The following is a 16,979-nucleotide window of genomic DNA, read 5'->3' as shown; positions in this document are numbered from 1 at the left end:
CGCCCTCATCCGAACGCCTCGTTGAAGCCGGCTGGGCGCGACTCGCGGCGGGTTTCCCTGGCGCGATAGGGGCCAAGCTCGAGGATCTCGGCCTCGGGCAGGCCCAGTTCGATATGGGTGGCGATCACCGCTGCCCCGCCCCGGCCCAGATGGGCGCGCAGCATGGCGGCGAACAGAGCCACGGAAGCGCGGTCCAGCGACACCGTCGGCTCATCGAGCAGCCAGACCGGACGCCCGGTCACCATCAGCCGCGCCAGCCCCAGCCGTCGTTTCTGCCCGGCGGACAGCGCATGGGCGGGGCGCGCGGCCAGCTCGCGCAGGTTCATCGCCTCCAGCGCGGCGGCGATGTCGGGACCGCCGAAGATCTCGGACCAGAAACGCAGGTTCTCGGTCACGGTCAGCGCCGGTTTCAGCCCGTCGGAATGGCCGGCATAGGCGATGGCGTCTGGCGCGGCCTCGATCACGCCCGCAACTGCGGGCTGCAAACCGGCCAGCGTGCGCAGCAGCGTGGTCTTGCCGATGCCGTTCGGCCCGCGCAGCACCAGCGCGCCGCCCGGGTCCAGGCTGAAGCTGACGCCCTCGACGGCGCGCAGCCCGCCCCGCGCCACGGCGAGGTCGCGGACCGCGAGCAGGCTCATAACGGGACCAGCGCGCAGGCCACGCGCCGGCCTTCCGACAGCGTGACATTGTAGCTGCGCGCGGCCGAGGGCGAGCTCATCGGCTCGGCCATCACCCCGGCCTCCTCCAGCGCCGCGGTCAGCGCGGGCGGCGGAAAGGCGATATCGGCTCCCATGCCGAGGAAAAGCACATCCACCCGGCCGGCCAGCGCCAGCAGGGCGGCGCGGTCCTCGAGCCCGCCCCAGGGCGTCACGCCCGCGGCGGTGACGATCACCGCACCGTGATGCACGACGCCGCCGACGCGAAAGAAGCCGGGGCCGTACCCGTCTACCGGCACGGCCCCGGCAAATTCCGTCGGCACCATGCTGGGCATCAGGGCGCGTCCCGGAAGGCGGCGGGGATTTCCTCGCCCGGCGCCTTTTCCTTGGGATCGGGCTTGGACCAGTCGCGCTTGACGCCCAGCCACAGCACGATGTTCTTGGCGACATAGATCGTCGAATAGCAGCCGACGATCACGCCCCAGAGCATGGCGATGACGAAGTCGCGGATCACGTCGCCGCCGAAGATCAGCATCGCGGTCAGGGCGATGGCGGTGGTGACGGCGGTCATGATGGTGCGCGACAGCGTCTCGTTGCAGGTCAGGTTCATCAGGTCGAGCAGGGGCCGCGTCTTGTACTTGATCAGGTTCTCGCGCAGCCGGTCGAAGACCACGACCGTATCGTTGCAGGAAAAGCCCAGCGTGGTCAGCAGCGCCGCAATGGTGGTCAGGTCGAAGCGCAGCTGGAACAGCGAGAACAGCCCGACCGTCAGCAGCACGTCATGGATCAGCGAGATCACCGCCCCCAGCGCGAACTGCCATTCGAAGCGCAGCCAGATATAGAACATGATGCCGATGGTCGCCGCACCCACCGCATAGAGGGCGGTCTTGATCAGCTCGCCCGAGACCTTGGGGCCGACCGATTCCACGGCGGCAAAGACCACCTGCGGATCGACGGTCTTCAGCGCCGCCTCGATCTCGTTCAGCTGTTCGGGCGTGACCGAGCCGGTCTCGTCCGTGGTGCCGATGCGGATCATGGCGACGTGCTTGGTGGTGCCGAAGGCGGGGTCGAAGACCTCGGTGATCGAGACATCGCCCAGGTCCAGATCGCTCATCGCCTGCCGATAGTCGCCGACCTCGAAAGCCGTCGGACTTTCGGTGCGGATGGTGGTGCCGCCCTTGAAGTCGATGCCGAAGTTCAGCCCCATCACCAGCAGAAGCAGGACCGAGCCGACCATGGCCGCCGCCGAGACGCCGAAGGTCAGCCATTGCCAGCGGAAGAAGTTGAAGGACGTGTTGTCGGGAACGAGTTTCAGACGAAATGCCATGGTCCTGCTCCCTTACAAGATCAGTTCTTTGGGCTTGCGCCATTCCAGCCAGAACACGATCATCAACCGCGTCAGGTAGATGGCGGTAAAGACCGAGGTAACCAGGCCGATGGTCAGCGTGACCGCGAAGCCCTTGACCGGGCCGGAGCCCAGGAAGAACATCACCGCGGCGGCGATGAAGCTGGTGACGTTGGCGTCGATGATCGCAGACATCGCCTCGCTGAAGCCGTCGTCGATGGCCTTGATGATGCGCTTGCCGGCGCGCAATTCCTCGCGGATGCGCTCATAGATGATGACGTTGGCATCGACCGCCGTGCCGACGGTCAGCACGATGCCGGCGATGCCGGGAAGCGTCAGCGTCGCCCCCATCATCGACATGACCGACAGGATCAGGATGACGTTGACGATCACCGCGATCGAGGCAAAGACGCCGAACAGCCCGTAGCTCGCGACCATATAGGCCACCACGGCGACCGTGGCGATGATCGAGGACAGCCGGCCCGCATCGATCGAATCCTGCCCCAGTTCCGGGCCGATGGTGCGTTCCTCGAGGAAGGTCATCTGCGCCGGCAGGGCACCCGCGCGCAGCAGCACGGCCAGGCGGGTCGATTCCTCCACGTTCATCGCGCCGGAAATCTGGCCCGAGCCGGTGGTGATCGCCTGCCGGATCACCGGCGCCGAGATCACCTGGTTGTCCAGCACGATGGCGAAGGGCTGGCCGATATTGGCCGAGGTATAGGCCCCGAACCGCTTTGCCCCCGAGGGGCCGAAGCGGAAATCCACCGCCGGCTGGCCGTTCTGATCGAAGCTCGGCCGGGCATCGGTCAGCTCCTCGCCGGTGACGACCGGGCTTTCCTCGATGACGTAGAAGACGCCGGGTTCGTCCATCGAGGGCAGCAGCACATTGCCGGGGCCGGGACGCGCATTGGCGTCGGCGGTGCGGCTGACCACCGGGTTGAAGGTCAGCTTCGCCGTGGTGCCGATCAGCTGCTTGAGCTCTTCGGCCGAGCCGATGCCGGGCACCTGGATCAGGATGCGGTCCTTGCCCTGGCGCATGATCGTCGGTTCGCGCGTGCCGACCTCGTCGATGCGGCGGCGGATGATCTCCAGCGACTGCTGCACGGTGCGATCATCGGTCGCGGCCTTTTCCGCATCCGAAAGCTGCACGTTGAGCCGGTTGCCGCTGGCCGAGATCGCAAGGTCGCTCTGCCCCGCGCCGGTCAGCGAGGCGACGGGCGTGGCAAGGCCGCGGGCGATCTCGACCGCCTTGGCCATCTGCTCGGGATTGCCGATCTCGACCGCCAGCTGGCCCTCGGGCGCCTGGACGCGGCGGACGGCGCCCACCACCTCGCGCTGCGCCACCAGCGCGTCGCGCAGTTCCGGCCAGAGCGAATCCATGCGCGCCTTGTAGACATCCTGGACATGCACCTCGCCCAGAAGATGGGCGCCGCCCCGCAGGTCGAGGCCCAGGTTGACCAGACCCGAAGGCAGCCAGTCCGGCCAGCCGGCGCGGGCCGCGGCCTCCTCGGGGGTTTCGAAACCGTTGCGTTCGGCGGCGGTGATGGCGTCGTTATGCTGCTCGACCTTGGTGTAGAACAGGTTCGGCGTGGCATAGAGCAGGCCCAGGGCGACAAGGCCCAGGATCAGCAGACGCTTCCAGAACGGGATGTCCAGCATGGCGGGAATGCGGCCTTCAGCTGTTGGCAGCGGCAGGTTGGGTGCGGTTCACGAGCCCGGTCACGGTCGAGCGGATCACGCGAACCTTGACGCCGGGGGCGATCTCGACCTCGAGCTCGTTCTCGCGCACCGAGGTGACCTTGCCGATCAGCCCGCCCTGGGTCACGATCTCGTCACCCTTCTTCAGCGCCTCGACCATGGCGCGATGTTCCTTCATGCGCTTCTGCTGCGGGCGGATCATCAGGAAATACATGATGACGAAGATCAGGATGAGCGGCAGGAACGAGGCAAGTCCTGCGGCGCCGGAAGCGCCTCCTGCGGCCTGGGCATAGGCGGGGGTCACGAGCATTAAGTCTATCCCTGTGCTGTCGATCTCCGGGCGGTCCCCCGGCGGAATTGGCGCGCACCCTATCCGCGGCTCGGAGCGATGGCAAGAAAGCCCGGACCCGGCGGGGGGCGTAACGCGGCGTGGACTGGCGTGGACATGGGGCCGCGCATGTGGCAGGTCAATGCGGGCCAAGCCGACCAAGGGGGATCACGATGGCTGAGGACAAGGCGACCCATCCCGCGCTGGCCCATGACGCAGCGGACCGCACCGGCATCCGCCGCCTGCTGGCGATCATGGCGGCGCTGCGCGACCCGCAGAGCGGCTGCCCCTGGGACATCGAACAGGACTTCACCTCGATCGCGCCCTATACCATCGAAGAGGCGCATGAGGTCGCCGACGCCATCACGCGCGAGGCCTGGGAGGAACTGCCCGGCGAGCTGGGCGACCTGCTGCTCCAGGTGGTTTTCCACGCGCAAATGGCCGAAGAAGCGGGCATGTTCGATTTCGCCGACGTGGTGGCCAACATCTCGGACAAGATGATCGACCGCCACCCGCATATCTTCGGCGACGAATCCCGCGACAAGTCGGCCGCCCAGCAGATCAAGGACTGGGAAGCGATCAAGGCACGCGAACGCGCCGCCAAGGCCGAAAAGGGCGTGCTGGACGGGGTGGCACTTGGCCTGCCGGCGCTGACCCGCGCGATCAAGCTGCAAAACCGCGCCGCCCGCGTCGGTTTCGACTGGCCCGGCCCGGCCGACGTGCTGGACAAGATCGCCGAGGAGACCCGCGAACTGGTCGAGGCCAGGCACAGCGCCGATCACGCGCATTTGACCGAGGAATTCGGCGACCTGATGTTCGTGATGGCGAATCTGGCCCGGCACCTGGATATCGACCCAGAGGAGGCGCTGCGCCTGGCGAATGCCAAGTTCACCCGCCGCTTCCAGTCCATCGAAGCGGCGCTGGCCGCGCAGGGCCGCCACCCGCAGGACAGCGACCTGGCCGAGATGGACGCGCTGTGGAACGAGGCCAAGGCTGCCGAACGCGCCTGATCCCTTGGCCGCCCTGCCGGGGGTCGAGCCGCTGCGCCTGGTGCGCGACCGCTCCGACCGGCTGGTCATACAGGTCCGGCTGGACGGCCGCCCGGCCTGGCTGAAACTGTTCTGCGGCACCGAACCGGCGGCCAGCGTGCGTCAGGCCGAGGCCCGTCTGCACGCGGCGGCGCTGGCTTTGGGCCAGGACCTCGATGCCGTCGCCCCGCCCCTGCTGGCGCTGCCCGAACAGGGCATCCTGATCACCGCCCCGGCGCCGGGCCGTCCGGTCGCCGAGTTGCTGGCCGAGGCCGGCAAGGCAGAGCGCGCCGCGCTTATCGCCCGCATGGGGGCGTGGCTGCGCCAACTGGCCGCTCCGACACGCGCCCGCGGCAGGTTCGGCCCGCGCTTCTGGCTGAACGGGCTGGAGGCGCGGATCGCCGCTGCCTCGGGCGGCTGGATCGACGGCGACCTGGTGGCCGGCCATATGCGGCGGATGCGTTCCGAAGCCGAGCTGCTGCGCGGCGCCGCGGTCGAGCGCGGGCTTTGCCACGGCGACCTGACGCCCGACAACCTGTTCGCCGACACTCCCCGCCCGGGCGTGCTGCGGCTGACTGCCATCGACATGCAGGGCTGCACGGTCATGGCGCTGGCCCGCGACATGGCGCGGTTGCTGGTCTGGCTGGAAAGCCGGCGCGAGCAGCCGCCGGCGCGGGTGCGGGACGGGATCGCCCTGCCCGACTGGCTGGCCCTGACCGGCGTGCCGGGCCTTCTGGCCCCGGATCAGGCGCCGATCCTGCGCTTCCTGATCGGCGAACTGATGCTGGCCTATTATCTCGACAGCGCGCGCCAGCCGCTGCGGCGCCGGGCTTTGGTGCGGGCGATGCGGGCCTGGGCCGCTCAGGAGGGCACGGTCAGGCCGGTGCCATGACCTCGGCCAGCGCGGCGTCATAGACAGCCAGCGCCTCGGCCCGGTCGCGGGCGCGCGACGCGCCTTCGGACAATTGCCGCCGCCAGCCGCGCGCGCCGGGGCGGCCGTGGAACAGGCCCAGCATGTGCCGCGTCGCCTGGTGCAACCGCCCGCCCGCTGCCAGATGCGCCCCGACCAGGTCGCGCAGCGCCCGCGCTGCCTCCAGCGGATCGGCAAAGCGCGGCTCCTCGCCCCAAAGCCGGTCGGCCTGGCCCAGCATGTCCCAGGGCTGGTGATAGGCCGCGCGCCCGATCATCACGCCGTCCATCGCCGCCAGATGATCGCGCACGGCGTCGAGCGAGGCGATGCCGCCGTTGATCGACAGGTGCAGGTCCGGGAACGCCTGCTTCATGCGATGCACCAGCGGATAATCCAGCGGCGGGACCTCGCGATTCTCGCGCGGCGACAGGCCCTGGAGCCAGGCCTTGCGGGCATGGATGGCCATGCGGCGCACGCCCGCCTCGCGCATGCGGGCGATGAAGTCGGGCAAAACCGCCTCGGGATCCTGCTCGTCCACGCCGATGCGGCATTTCACCGTGACCTCGACGGGGCTGGCGGCGATCATCGCCGCGACGCATTCGGCGACCAGTTCGGGCCGGGTCATCAGCACGGCGCCGAAACAGCCCGATTGCACCCGGTCGCTGGGGCAGCCGACATTCAGGTTGATCTCGTCATAGCCCCAATCGGCGCCGATCCGCGCCGCCTCGGCCAGCTGCGCCGGGTCCGAGCCGCCCAGTTGCAGCGCCACGGGATGCTCGCCCGCGTCGAAATCCAGCAGCTTCGCCCGGTCGCCGTAAACCAGCGCCGGGGCAGTCACCATCTCGGTATAAAGCAGCGCGCGACGGGACAGCAGCCGGTGGATGCGCCGGCACAGGCTGTCGGTCCAGTCCATCATAGGCGCAATGGCAAGTCTATGTGCTTGATATTTCGTCATTTTTCCAGTAGTATCAACTCATTGCGCGGCGGCGTGTGCACTCCAATTTACGACCCAATACGCCCCTTTTCGCCACGTTTCGACCGCGCACTGCACACATAGAGCACACGAAATGGCGACCATATCAAAGCTTCCTTCGGGCTCCTGGCGAGTCCAGGTCAGACGCAAAGGGCACTACGTCAGTGAATCCTTCCTGCGCCGCGGTGACGCGGAGCTTTGGGCGCGGACCATTGAGGGCAAGATCGATCGGGGGGAACCTATACACATTGGCGTTGGTGCGGCCAAGACATTCGGAGACCTTATCGATCTTCACAGAGCGGATCTGGCGGAAGTCGGGAGAACGCTCGGCCGGTCGAAAGCCGCGAGCCTGGATTTTCTTGCGCTGCGCCTCGGGGCTTTGAAACCCGCCGAGCTGAGCCGGGAAAAGCTCGTCGAGTTCGGTCGCCAGCGCGCCAAGGAAGGGGCTGGCCCGGTAACGGTTGGCATCGACCTCGGATACATCAAGACGATCCTTTCGCATGCTGCCGCCGTTCACGGCATCATCGCACCAACCGAAGGAGTCGATCTCGCTCGGATTGCGCTCACCCGGCTCGGACTGGTGGGCAAAGGCAACGAACGGGATCGTCGGCCGAGCGAAGAGGAGATCGACGCGATCCTGAAGGCGCTTGAAAGCAACCCACGACAGTTCATCCCCGTAGCGCGCGTCGTTCGTTTCGCCATCGCGACTGCCATGCGACAAGATGAAATCTCTCGGGCGCGATGGGAAGACTACAACCCTCGAACCAAAATGCTGCTCATCCGGGACCGCAAAGACCCTCGCCGCAAGACGGGCAACGACCAACGCATCCCGCTGCTGTCCGTTTCTGGTTACGACCCCTGCGCGTTGATCGAAGAACAACGTGCGCTGGTGGGCAGTCGCGGCAGAATCTTCCCTTACAACGGACGCTCAATCGGCACGGCATTCCGACGGGTCTGCCGTACCTTGGGCATCGAGGATTTGCATTTTCATGATCTGCGCCACGAAGCGACCAGTCGACTGTTCGAGGCAGGTTTCACCATTGAACAGGTTGCCCTTGTCACCGGGCACAAGGACTGGAAAATGCTGCGCCGCTACACCCACATCCGCCCAGAGGGTCTCCATGCGCTCGCGGCAAGCAGGGTTGCCTAGCCTTCACATCTGGAAATGACTTCTGGCGGCTCACATCGCTGCAATCTCCGCACAGATAGTGCCACCACCGATCATTCCCCCGTCGCGCCATGCCAAGGGAACGGCACCGCATGGCCGCTTTCTTCGAAACGACGCTCGAAATCCTGCGCGACCTCCTCCACCGTGATCGCGGCGAATTGCGCCAGCAGCCGTGTCTCGGCCTCTGCCAGCGTCGCATCGAGCCGCGCGTCGACCGCCTGCTCGACCAGACAGGGCGACGGATCCGCCTGCGGTCCAATGTTGAACAGCGGCGGGTGGCCGACCGCCTCGTAGACGTCAAGTAAGCTGATCTCGGCCAGCGGGCAAGCAAGCTGCCAGCCACCGCCATGACCCTTTTCCGACGACACGATCCCCCGCTCGCGCAGCCCCGCCATCATCCTGCGCACCACCACGGCGTTGGTCGAGATCATCTGCGCGATCTGTTCCGAAGTGGCACGCCCGACATGTCGGTCCATGTGGATCAAGACGTGCAGCATCCGGGACATACGAAGATCGCGCGCCATGGGGTTTCCTTTCCTTGCCTCTTCAGGCTCCTTAGCAGCAATCACGTAACAATGAAAGTTTCATGTCTTGAAGTGACGCACCGAATCACGTAACTTTCAGTGATACATTAAAGGGAACCACCATGGATCACGATGTTCTCGTCATCGGCGGCAGCTTTGCCGGGCTGGCCGCCGCGATGCAGCTTGCCCGCGCCCGCAGACGCGTTTGCGTTCTCGACACCGGCGCCCCCCGTAACCGCTTTGCCACAGCCTCGCACGGGTTTCCCGGGCAGGACGGGCGCACTCCGCAGGACATCCGCGCCGCGCTCAGACACGAACTCGCGGCCTACCCTACCCTGTCCTTCCGGGACGGCGCGGCGGTCTCGGCTGCGCGCGAGGAACGCGGATTTCGGGTGGCATTGGCAGAGGGTAGAGACATCACCGCGCGGCGGCTGGTGCTGGCCTTCGGCGTGCGCGACAGCCTGCCCGATCTGCCGGGTCTGTCCGAACGCTGGGGGGCCACGGTACTGCATTGCCCCTATTGCCACGGCTATGAGCTGAACGGCGGGCCGGTCGGCGTTCTGGCGCGCGACGAGGCGGCGCTGCATCAGGCGATGCTGCTGCCCGACTGGGGGCCGACCACGCTTTTCACGCAAGGGGCGCTCGTGCTGACCAGGGAACAGCGGCAGGGCCTGACCGCCCGGGGCGTCACGGTCGAGGAAACGCCTGTCGCGGCGCTGATCGGCACCGCCCCGGCGCTGGACGGTGTGCGGCTGGATGACGGTCGTGAGATCGCGCTGGCGGGGCTGTTCCTGGCGCCGGACACAGCGCCCTCCTGCGATCTGGCTGCGCAGCTAGGCTGCACCATGAAGGACGGACCGACCGGCCCCTATGTGGCCGTCGACCCGATGCAGGCCACCAGCCAGCCCGGCGTCTTCGCCGCCGGCGACCTTGCCAGCCCCATGCCCAATGCCACGATCGCCGCGGCGGCGGGCGTGATGGCAGGCGCCGCCGCGCATCGCTCACTGATCTTCGATCCCGATCTGACCGCTGCGGCCTGAAGGAGCATCGCCATGCAACAGACAACCCGAGACTTCTGGAACGACCGATACCGCGAAAAGACCGGCGAGACATCCGGCAAGCCCGGGCTCGTCCTGTCCCAGTTCGCCGGTCCGCTGGTGCCAGGGCGTGCGCTGGAACTGGGCTGCGGCCGAGGGGACGATGCGCTCTGGCTGGCCCAGCAGGGCTGGCGGGTGACGGCGGTGGACGTCTCCGCCGTGGCGCTCGCCTATGCGTCGGATAGCGCCAGCCGCGCCGAACTGGCCGGGAATATCCGTTTCGAAGAACACGATCTGGCCGAAACCTTCCCGAAAGGCAGCTTCGACCTCGTGGTCGCCAGCTTCCTGCAATCACCGCAGGACTGGCCACGCGCCCGCGTGCTGGCTCGGGCGGCAGGCGCGGTATCCACCGGCGGGCGCCTTCTGATCACCGAACACGCCTCGCGCCCGCCGGGATCCAAGGCAACCGAGGACACGGTTTTTCCAACCGCTGAGGAGACGCTGGCCTCGCTCGCGCTCGATCCCCGTCAGTGGCGGAGGCTTTGCGTCTGCGCCATCGCGCGCACCGGCACCCGGGCCGAGGTTCAGGGAGAAACGGTCGAGGACAACGTGATCTTCCTGGAACGGCTGGGATAAACGACCTTCCTGCGCGCCCGCCGGGGCGCGCAGCCACGTGTTCCGTTTCGGCCCCGCCCGCCCCGCCAACGCTTGGTGTCGCTGAACCGCTCCACCTCAATTTTCCAGGTTACACGACCGGAGACGCATCGCCCGCCAGACAAGACCGTTGTGCCAGACCCCTCGTCTCCACAGTCATGCCCGGTGCAATTGTCTTGTTCTGGCTCCGAGACCCAAGTCTAAGACGCCCTCGTGGCATGCTCGATTGCCTCGCGCATGATATCGAGCCCCATGTCGATCTCTGCATCGCTCGCCGTCAAAGGTGGCGCGATGCGGAACACCGCCCCCATCGCCGGGACCTTGACGATGTTCATGCTCAAGCCGCGCGCCATCGCCGCCGCCGCGATCCGGTCGCCCATGGCAAGGTCCGGCTGCTTGCTGGCGCGATCCGTCACGATCTCGAGTCCGAGCAGCAATCCGCGCCCGCGCACGTCGCCGATGCAATCGTAGCGCTGCTGAAGCGCGCGCATCCCGTCGCTCAGGCGCCCGCCGGCCTCGGTCGCCCGCGCGATCAGCCCGTCGCGCGCGACCACGTCCAGCACCGTAAGCCCCACCGCCGCCGGCAGCGGATCCGAGACATGCGTGGTCAGGAAGATGAAGCCCCGTTCATGCGCCGCCTCCTCAATCTCGCGGCTGGTCAGCACCGCCGACAGCGGCAGTCCCGCCCCCAGCGTCTTGGACAATGTCAGGATGTTCGGCGTCACGCCGTCGCGCTCGAAAGCGAACATGGTGCCGGTGCGCCCGATGCCGGTCTGCGCCTCGTCGAGGATCAGCAGCATCTCGCGCTCCTCGCATTTGCGCTTGAGCGCGGTCAGATAACCCATCGGCAATTCGATGATCCCGCCCGAGGACAGGATCGGCTCGGCGATGAAGGCCGCAAGGCTGCCGGTCGATTGGGCGTCGATCAGGGCGAAGGCATCGTCCAGTTCGGTCTGCCAGTCGAGGCTGCCATCGGCGTGCCGGAAGCGCGGACGATATTCCTGCGGCGCGGGAATGGCAAAGGCGCCGACCGAGGCCGGCCCGTAGCCCTTGCGCGCGGCACTGTAGGTGGCCGAGGCCGCGCTGCCGGTCATGCCGTGCCAGCTCTTGGAAAAGGCGACGATTTCGTGCTTGCCGGTCACGCATTTGGCCAGGCGGATTGCGGCCTCGTTAGCCTCGCCGCCGGTCGACAACAGCATCGCCTTTTCAAGCCCGGGCACCATGCGGCCGAGCCGGGCGCACAGTTCGACGACCGGCGGGGAGAGCATCCCGCTGAACAGGTGATCCAGCCGGCCGATCTGATCGCGCACGACGCGCACCACCTCCGGGTGGGAATGGCCAAGCAGCGCGCTCATCTGCCCCGAGGTGAAGTCGAGGATCGCGGTGCCCTCGCTGTCATAGACGAAGCTGCCCTCGGCGCGCTCGATGATCCGCCGCTCAAAGACCGGACCGTAGCGCATCACATGGTCCGAGACATCGGACCAGAACCGGTCGTTTCGGGGCGTATCGGTCATGGCGCTCTCCATTGCGTTGCGAGGCCATGCTATCGCCAATCGCAAATCAAGGATAATTCATTTCCTTGCATTCAGAATCGAGTCATTCTCATACCCATGCCGACGCTCGACATCGCCCTTCTGCGCAGCTTCATCGCTGTGTCCCGTGCCGGCTCGATCCGCGCCGCGGCCGAGCGCGTCGGGCGTACGCAATCGGCGGTCAGCCTTCAGATCAAGCGGCTGGAGGCGATTGTCGGCGACAGGCTGTTTCACCGGATGGGGTCCGGCGTGGCGCTGACCGTCGCGGGCGAGCGTTTCCTCGCCGGGGCCGAGCGGATCCTTGCGGCGCATGACGAGACCCTCGAGGGCCTGGGGTCGGAAAGCGTGCAGGGATCGCTCGCCTTCGGGTGCCCCGAAGACTACCTGACCGCCTTCTTTCCCGACCTGCTGGGGCGATATGGCGCCGCGCATCCGGGGATCGAGATCGACATCGTCTGTGCCCCCACGGTCGCGTTGCATCCGCTGTTGCAGCGGCGCCGGATCGACCTGGCGCTGGTCTCGCTGCCCGGCTCGGCGCGCCCCGGCGATGTCATCCGGCGCGAGCCGCTGGTCTGGATCGCGGCGACCGGCGCCCCGGCCCTGCTGGGGGAGCCCGTTCTGCCGCTGGCCCTCTCGGCCCCGGACACGATCGACCATCAGGAGGCCCGCAAGGCGATGGAGGCGGCCGGCCTGCGCTACCGCGTCGCCCATGCCAGCAACGGCCTGGCCGGCCTGCTGACCGTCGCGCGCTCGGGCCTCGCGATCAGCGTGGTGACGCGTGCGGCGGTTCCGAAGGATCTGGCGATCGTCACCGAGGGCCTGCCGCCGCTGCCGGACATTGGCGTCAGCCTCGCCTATGCCTCGGCGAACCCGTCGCGGGCGGTCCGGTCCTTCGGCGCCTATATCGCGTCGAACCTCGCCACGGCATAGGCGCTCGGGGCCGGGCGCGGTCTACGGGGCCGGGCGCGGTCTATCTGTCGTCCGTCATCGCCGCCCGGGCGATGTCGCCCAGGCTCGTGGCCTCGTACCGCGCGAGGAGGAGATCGGAGGCTTCGGTTTCCACCTCGATCAGGGTGCGATTGACGGCGCCCTCCACCGGGCACCCCGGGTGGTCGCCGGTCACGCGCGGCTCGACCAGACCGGGGCGGCCAAGCGCCCTGAACACGTCGCCCATCGTGATCTCGTCCAGCGGTCTGGCGACACGCCATCCCCCGGCTCTGCCCTTCGTCGCCTCCAGCAGTCCGGCGTCGCGCAGCCCGGCGAGCAGACGCCGGACCACGACGGGATGGGTCGTCAGCATCTGCGCGATCTCGGCCGAGGACATGACCCGATCGCGAAGCGACAGGTGGATCAGGGCATGAAGAACGCGGGGAAACCGGAGGTCGGGGGTCACGATGGGCCTAGAACTGTAATTTCATGGGTTACATTATGCGCGCGGCGGCGTATATGTCACCATAGGCGTTACAGATTACGTGCACCACCGTGAATCGCCGTCACGCCCGGCGCCCGAACGATAGCCCAGCCCTGTGGAGCGACGACCATGACAGAATTGACCTATCGCATGGTGGAGGCGAATGGCCTGCGGATGCGGATCGCCGATCACGGCGCGGGGCCGCTGGTTCTGCTTTGCCACGGCTTCCCGGAAACCTCCTATGCCTGGCGGCACCAGCTTCGGGCGCTCGCGGCCCGAGGCTATCGCGCCGTGGCGCCGGACCTGCGCGGCTTTGGCGGCAGTTCCGCGCCGCAGGCCGTCGAGGCCTATGCCCTGCAAGTGCTTGTCGGGGACATGGTCGCGCTGCTGGATACGCTGGGCGTGGAAAGCGCCGCCATCGTCGGCAACGACTGGGGTGCGACGCTCGCCTGGCAGGCCGCCCTGCTGCGCCCCGACAGGTTCAGCGCCGTCGCGGCAATCGGTGTGCCGATCATGGGCCAACCGCCGGTGCCGCCGACGCAGCTTTTCCCCGACATGGGGGATGCGCTGTTCTACACGCTCTATTTCCAGGAGGAAGGCGTGGCAGAGGCCGAATTCGAAGCCGATATCCACGCAACGCTGCGGAAGATCTATCATGCGGCGTCCGGCGATGCCGGGCCGCGCGGCGCCGGCGATACGACACCGAACCCTTTCGCCATGGTCTCACGCAAGGATGGGTTGCTGGCCCCGCTGCCGATGCCGGACCAGGACCTGAGCTGGCTGAGCGATGCCGATCTGGCGGTCTTCGAGGCCGATTATTCCACGAGCGGATTTCGCGGCGGCCTCAATCTTTACCGGAACCTCGATCGGAACTGGGCCCTTCACACCGCCTTCTCGGGGCGAACGGTCGATGTGCCCGCGTTCTATATGGTCGGGACGCGCGATACCGGCTTGGCGATGCCCGGCATGCGGGACATGATCGACGCTCAGACGGCACTGGCGCCCAAGCTGCGCAAGCCGGTCTTTCTGGAGGAATGCGGGCACTGGGCCCCGCAGGAGCGCCCCGCCGAGGTGAGCGACAGGCTGGCGGATTTTCTCGACACGGTGGCAGGTTGATCTCTCCATGCTTCAGAGAAAAGGCAAAGCCGTTTGGCGCGTCTGAAACTCCAGAATCTACTTGTGTTTTGCCTTGATCGCGGACTCGCGCAGGCTTCCCAAATCGAAGGAATTTCGGATACCAACCCCCTATGACCAAAGATACGATTCAGAAATACGGCGCCTATTTCCTGTCAGCATCACTGCTCGCCTGGGCTACCTCCCTGGTCTGGATCCAGACAAAGATCGGCCTGGCCGGCATCGCATACGGCTTTCTGCTGTCGCTTCTTGTAACGGTGCCGGTGGTTGGAACGATCTTGTGGTTGGGAAGCCAGGCTCCGGCAAGGCGGTATCTGCTGCTGTCAGCCTTCGTGTGGGGGGCCACGATGGCCCCGTTCTTCTCCCTGTGGTCACAGGAAGGTTTACAGACCGTGGTCGACACACAAGCCGGGCCCGAATTTGGTCGTTGGTTTCGCCCTCTGGTCATTACACCGGTAACGGAAGAGGCGTTCAAAGGACTCTTCCTGCTCTGGTTGCTGGTCTATCGTCGCTCAGATACCCGTGGGCTGATGAATGGGATTGTCCTGGGTGGCCTCGTCGGCGCGGGCTTCGCCTTCACCGAACAAATCCTGTATTTCGGCAATGTCACGGTTACCTACATGAGTAACCGCGCAACTGAGGGATCAGCGGTCACAACGTTTGTCACAAGCCTCGTCCTGCGTGGCATCATGGTCCCATTCATGCACCCCTTTTTCGTAGCTTTCATCGGCTTGGGAATTTCCTGCGCGACGGCCATAGAGGGGCGTTTTGGTCAAGCGGTCTCGGTAATTGTCGGTTTCCTGTTTGCTGTCTTCCTGCATGGGCTGTGGGATTGGGCCGGGCTGGCCGCTAGTGATCGGTTCTTTATCCTCAAAATCTACACGTTTGTGATGCTTCCTCTGTTTCTTGGGCTGGTCATTTTCGCGTTGCTCTTGCGCCGCAGGCAATGGGCGCCAGCCCCAACGATTTCCACGAACTGCGATGTCCGAACATAGGAACCAAAGGCCGCATGCGGCTCCGGATGCTACAAAGGCGCGGCGTTGGCAGATCAGGCGCACTGTGCGCCGAGGGGCACCAATTCGACCGTGATGGCCGAAGGGGGGCGATCTGACTGCCCGTCATGGACATGAGAGCAAATTTCAATCAGCCGCTGCCGCCCGGTCCACCAGCGAGCGCGGCATCAAGGGCTGCGCGGCCGCTGCCAGCCAGCCAGGACCGGAACGAGAGCAAGTCTGGATTGAGTTCTCGCATAAGCTCCAGATCCACATGGTCTGCTAGTGGACCGCCCTCCAGACTTGACGCCATATGCGCCAGATCGGCATTGGCGGCCAGAACATCATCCGGGAACCGGGCATAGGTGATGGGCTTGCCGGCGACCTCGGTGAGCGCGGCGGCCAATGCGTGGCCGGAAAGCCTGTCGCTGGCGATTTTCATGGTGACACCGGCAAAACGAGGCTTGTCCGCAAAGACCGCTGCAACGATCTTTCCGATGTCCTCGACAGCGGTGAGCTGTATCGAGCGTTCAGGCCGGATCAGGGAGATCAGCCGCCCCTCCTCCAGCCCGAATCCGGGCCGAACGAGCATCTCCATGAAGATCATCGGCCGGATGATGGTGGCGGTGAGCGGCAGGTCACGGATATGGGCTTCGATACGCGGCTTGGCATCGAAGCGCGGAACTCCTGTCAGCTGGTCGCCGACGCTTGCGCCCGAGGAGTAGACGAAATGGTCGATCCGGCTCTCCGCGGCAAGATTGGCGATGGTTGTTCCAGACCGAACCTCGTCCTCCGCTGACAGGTCGCCCGGCAGCACGCTGAAGACGCCATGGACACCCTTCATCGCAGCTTTGACACTCGGGATTTCTTCGAATGACCCGCGCACGAGCTCGGCGCCGACCTGCTGCAATGCACGGGACTCGGGTTTCGCCGGATCGAGCACGAAGGCGCGCACAGGCCACCCGGCCTTTAACAACGCCCGCGCGACCGACCCACCTTGTCGGCCGGTGGCTCCGAAAACCAGGATTGGAAGCTGATCATTTGCCATGGGATACCCTCATGTCTAACAAGGGCTATCCATATATACGGTTCCGGCCACGCCGGAAGACGGCACATTTCTGCTGTCATCCGCCAGACCCGTGCGATGTCACCCGAAAGCGGACCGGTGTCAGCTCGCGCTGTCCTCACGGTTCTGGTTGGTTTCGAATAGGAACCAAAGCCGCTTTTCAGCTTCATCAATATAGCCTTCAAGCAGACCAGCAGAGGCGATGTCATCCGCCGCGTCGGTCACGGCATGGGCATTGCGGATGGTCTTGATGAGCGCCTTGTTGTCGGCGATCAGCTCATTGAACATGGCTTCAGGAGAGACGAAACCATCATTGTTCTCGGTCAGCGTGGTGAGCTTGAGCACCTCGGCATAGGAGTGGATGGTGGGCGCGCCCAGCTTGCGCACGCGCTCGGCCGAGCTGGGCTTCGGCGGCGTCTATGTCGGCGAGGAGCACGGCGGCACCGGGCTCACCCGCCTCGACGCGACGCTGGTCTTCGAGGCGCTGGCCATGGCCTGCCCCTCGGTCGGATCGTTCCTGTCG

19 protein-coding genes and 1 pseudogene are annotated in these 16,979 nt (G+C 66.2%); 9 read left to right on the top strand and 11 right to left on the bottom strand.

Going from position 1 to position 16,979, the window contains the following annotated elements; all coding sequences use genetic code 11:
• Window positions 1–5: 5 nt before the first annotated feature.
• From ccmA to yajC, 5 genes are read right to left on the bottom strand one after another with little or no spacing between them, the layout of a single operon-like run.
• Entirely contained in the window at window positions 6–638 is a 633-nt protein-coding gene (gene ccmA / locus AQY21_RS19170; RefSeq protein WP_058099210.1) for a heme ABC exporter ATP-binding protein CcmA, read from the bottom strand.
• Window positions 635–991, bottom strand: a complete 357-nt coding sequence (locus AQY21_RS19165; protein WP_152988278.1) for an Mth938-like domain-containing protein — start codon at window positions 989–991, stop codon at window positions 635–637. The genes ccmA and AQY21_RS19165 overlap by 4 nt, the downstream gene beginning before the upstream one ends.
• Entirely contained in the window at window positions 991–1,983 is a 993-nt protein-coding gene (gene secF, locus AQY21_RS19160) for a protein translocase subunit SecF (protein WP_058099209.1), read from the bottom strand. The genes AQY21_RS19165 and secF overlap by 1 nt, the downstream gene beginning before the upstream one ends.
• Before the next feature lie 12 nt (window positions 1,984–1,995).
• Window positions 1,996–3,660: a protein translocase subunit SecD gene (gene secD / locus AQY21_RS19155; RefSeq protein WP_058099208.1), complete on the bottom strand. Its 1,665-nt coding sequence runs from the start codon at window positions 3,658–3,660 to the stop codon at window positions 1,996–1,998.
• A gap of 16 nt (window positions 3,661–3,676) precedes the next feature.
• Window positions 3,677–4,009: a preprotein translocase subunit YajC gene (gene yajC / locus AQY21_RS19150; RefSeq protein ID WP_058099207.1), complete on the bottom strand. Its 333-nt coding sequence runs from the start codon at window positions 4,007–4,009 to the stop codon at window positions 3,677–3,679.
• 191 nt (window positions 4,010–4,200) lie between these two features.
• Between yajC and mazG the strand changes: the two genes are divergently transcribed.
• A complete protein-coding gene (mazG, locus tag AQY21_RS19145; RefSeq protein WP_058099206.1) occupies window positions 4,201–5,037 on the top strand; it encodes a nucleoside triphosphate pyrophosphohydrolase in 837 nt (278 codons plus the stop codon).
• A gap of 4 nt (window positions 5,038–5,041) precedes the next feature.
• The gene (locus tag AQY21_RS19140) at window positions 5,042–5,947 is read left to right on the top strand and encodes a phosphotransferase (protein ID WP_058099205.1); all 906 of its coding nucleotides are present in this window, start codon (window positions 5,042–5,044) and stop codon (window positions 5,945–5,947) included.
• On the opposite strand, the gene dusA is transcribed toward AQY21_RS19140, so the two are convergent.
• Window positions 5,931–6,881 carry a tRNA dihydrouridine(20/20a) synthase DusA gene (gene dusA / locus AQY21_RS19135; protein ID WP_238986836.1) on the bottom strand — a complete coding sequence of 317 codons (951 nt, stop codon included), beginning with the start codon at window positions 6,879–6,881 and terminating at the stop codon, window positions 5,931–5,933. The two genes, AQY21_RS19140 and dusA, sit on opposite strands and share 17 nt — an antisense overlap.
• 151 nt (window positions 6,882–7,032) lie before the next feature.
• Here dusA and AQY21_RS19130 point away from each other — a divergent pair, with 151 nt between their 5' ends.
• The gene (locus AQY21_RS19130) at window positions 7,033–8,088 is read left to right on the top strand and encodes a site-specific integrase (protein ID WP_058099203.1); all 1,056 of its coding nucleotides are present in this window, start codon (window positions 7,033–7,035) and stop codon (window positions 8,086–8,088) included.
• 71 nt (window positions 8,089–8,159) lie between these two features.
• On the opposite strand, the gene AQY21_RS19125 is transcribed toward AQY21_RS19130, so the two are convergent.
• Window positions 8,160–8,630: an Rrf2 family transcriptional regulator gene (locus AQY21_RS19125; protein WP_058099202.1), complete on the bottom strand. Its 471-nt coding sequence runs from the start codon at window positions 8,628–8,630 to the stop codon at window positions 8,160–8,162.
• A gap of 122 nt (window positions 8,631–8,752) precedes the next feature.
• On the opposite strand from AQY21_RS19125, the gene AQY21_RS19120 reads away from it, so the two are divergent.
• Window positions 8,753–9,670, top strand: a complete 918-nt coding sequence (locus tag AQY21_RS19120) for an NAD(P)/FAD-dependent oxidoreductase (RefSeq protein ID WP_058099201.1) — start codon at window positions 8,753–8,755, stop codon at window positions 9,668–9,670.
• Window positions 9,671–9,682: 12 nt separating this feature from the next.
• Complete coding sequence (locus AQY21_RS19115; RefSeq protein WP_058099200.1) at window positions 9,683–10,303, top strand: bifunctional 2-polyprenyl-6-hydroxyphenol methylase/3-demethylubiquinol 3-O-methyltransferase UbiG; 621 nt, start codon at window positions 9,683–9,685, stop codon at window positions 10,301–10,303.
• A 218-nt stretch (window positions 10,304–10,521) separates the two neighbouring features.
• Here the strand turns inward: AQY21_RS19115 and AQY21_RS19110 are convergent, their stop codons facing one another.
• Window positions 10,522–11,835, bottom strand: a complete 1,314-nt coding sequence (locus AQY21_RS19110; RefSeq protein ID WP_238986835.1) for an aspartate aminotransferase family protein — start codon at window positions 11,833–11,835, stop codon at window positions 10,522–10,524.
• 96 nt (window positions 11,836–11,931) lie between these two features.
• Between AQY21_RS19110 and AQY21_RS19105 the strand changes: the two genes are divergently transcribed.
• Window positions 11,932–12,783, top strand: a complete 852-nt coding sequence (locus AQY21_RS19105; protein ID WP_058099198.1) for a LysR family transcriptional regulator — start codon at window positions 11,932–11,934, stop codon at window positions 12,781–12,783.
• Between the two features lie 40 nt (window positions 12,784–12,823).
• On the opposite strand, the gene AQY21_RS19100 is transcribed toward AQY21_RS19105, so the two are convergent.
• On the bottom strand, window positions 12,824–13,246 hold the full coding sequence (locus AQY21_RS19100; protein ID WP_058099197.1) for an Rrf2 family transcriptional regulator: 423 nt from the start codon (window positions 13,244–13,246) through the stop codon (window positions 12,824–12,826).
• 147 nt (window positions 13,247–13,393) lie between these two features.
• Between AQY21_RS19100 and AQY21_RS19095 the strand changes: the two genes are divergently transcribed.
• Together AQY21_RS19095 and AQY21_RS19090 are read left to right on the top strand one after the other, a co-directional pair.
• Window positions 13,394–14,380 (top strand): alpha/beta fold hydrolase, encoded by a 987-nt coding sequence (locus AQY21_RS19095; protein WP_058099196.1) that lies wholly within the window; start codon window positions 13,394–13,396, stop codon window positions 14,378–14,380.
• Between the two features lie 131 nt (window positions 14,381–14,511).
• Window positions 14,512–15,393 (top strand): PrsW family intramembrane metalloprotease, encoded by an 882-nt coding sequence (locus AQY21_RS19090; RefSeq protein ID WP_058099195.1) that lies wholly within the window; start codon window positions 14,512–14,514, stop codon window positions 15,391–15,393.
• Window positions 15,394–15,541: 148 nt separating this feature from the next.
• Here the strand turns inward: AQY21_RS19090 and AQY21_RS19085 are convergent, their stop codons facing one another.
• Window positions 15,542–16,438, bottom strand: coding sequence for an NmrA/HSCARG family protein (locus tag AQY21_RS19085; protein ID WP_058099194.1), 897 nt, complete (start codon window positions 16,436–16,438; stop codon window positions 15,542–15,544).
• 120 nt (window positions 16,439–16,558) lie between these two features.
• Window positions 16,559–16,843 carry a Dps family protein gene (locus AQY21_RS19080; RefSeq protein ID WP_082658181.1) on the bottom strand — a complete coding sequence of 95 codons (285 nt, stop codon included), beginning with the start codon at window positions 16,841–16,843 and terminating at the stop codon, window positions 16,559–16,561.
• Window position 16,844: 1 nt separating this feature from the next.
• Between AQY21_RS19080 and AQY21_RS28015 the strand changes: the two are divergent.
• Window positions 16,845–16,979, top strand: a pseudogene (locus AQY21_RS28015) (acyl-CoA dehydrogenase family protein); the annotation flags it as partial.

The sequence above is a fragment of the Paracoccus sp. MKU1 genome (assembly GCF_001447385.1).
GTDB lineage: Bacteria > Pseudomonadota > Alphaproteobacteria > Rhodobacterales > Rhodobacteraceae > Paracoccus.
This window is presented reverse-complemented; position numbering and strand designations above follow the sequence as displayed.